This window comes from Shewanella sp. UCD-FRSSP16_17 (genome assembly GCF_001675935.1).
Classification (GTDB): domain Bacteria; phylum Pseudomonadota; class Gammaproteobacteria; order Enterobacterales; family Shewanellaceae; genus Shewanella; species Shewanella japonica.
The window spans coordinates 1-722 of the sequence record NZ_LZFV01000037.1; the positions used below are offsets into that span (position 1 = coordinate 1).

Annotated in this window: 2 rRNA genes; both read left to right on the forward strand. The window is 42.0% G+C overall.

Annotation, left to right across the window (positions count from 1 at the left end):
- Nucleotides 1-187 (forward strand): 23S ribosomal RNA (locus A9267_RS21955); the annotation flags it as partial.
- Nucleotides 188-348: 161 nt separating this feature from the next.
- Nucleotides 349-464 (forward strand): 5S ribosomal RNA (rrf, locus tag A9267_RS17005).
- The last annotated feature ends 258 nt before the right edge of the window (nt 465-722 follow it).

Consider the following 722-nt stretch of genomic DNA (forward strand, 5'->3'; position numbering starts at 1 on the left):
GCATCTAAGCGGGAAGCGAGTCCTAAGATGAGTGCATCTAAGCGGGAAGCGAGTCCTAAGATGAGTCATCCCTAGGAATTTAATTCCTCTAAAGAGCCGTTCGAGACTAGGACGTTGATAGGCAGGGTGTGTAAGCGTTGTGAGGCGTTGAGCTAACCTGTACTAATGACTCGTGAGGCTTAACCATACAACCCAGATGAGTTTTTATCTGAGTTGATGGTAACTAGATTTATTACTTACTGTTGAAGGTAAGACTTAGTGAAGAATTTAAAGCGCTTAATAAAGTAAGACACTCAAACAGCTTTCCGAATTTAGTTAATTGCGATAAGCGATTAATACCCAAATTTGCTTGGTGACAATAGCATTGTGGTACCACCTGATCCCATCCCGAACTCAGTAGTGAAACGCAATCGCGCCGATGATAGTGTGGGGTCTCCCCATGTGAAAGTAGGTCATTGCCAAGCGCCTAATTTCTCTTTTAAGAGAGCAGATAGCCCGTTACTCACGTAACGGGCTTTTTTGTGTCTGCTTGTTAAGTGAGTTGAGTGTAGTGAAAGAAAGTGTGGATGATATGCCCATGTGAAAGTCAGCTATGGTAAAGTGCCTAATTTGTTTTTTAAGAGAGTAGGTAGCCCGTTACTCATGCAACGGGCTTTTTTGTGTCTGTAATTTAAGATATACATCTTCAGAAACGAAGCTAAAGCTCAATTTTAGACTCATGA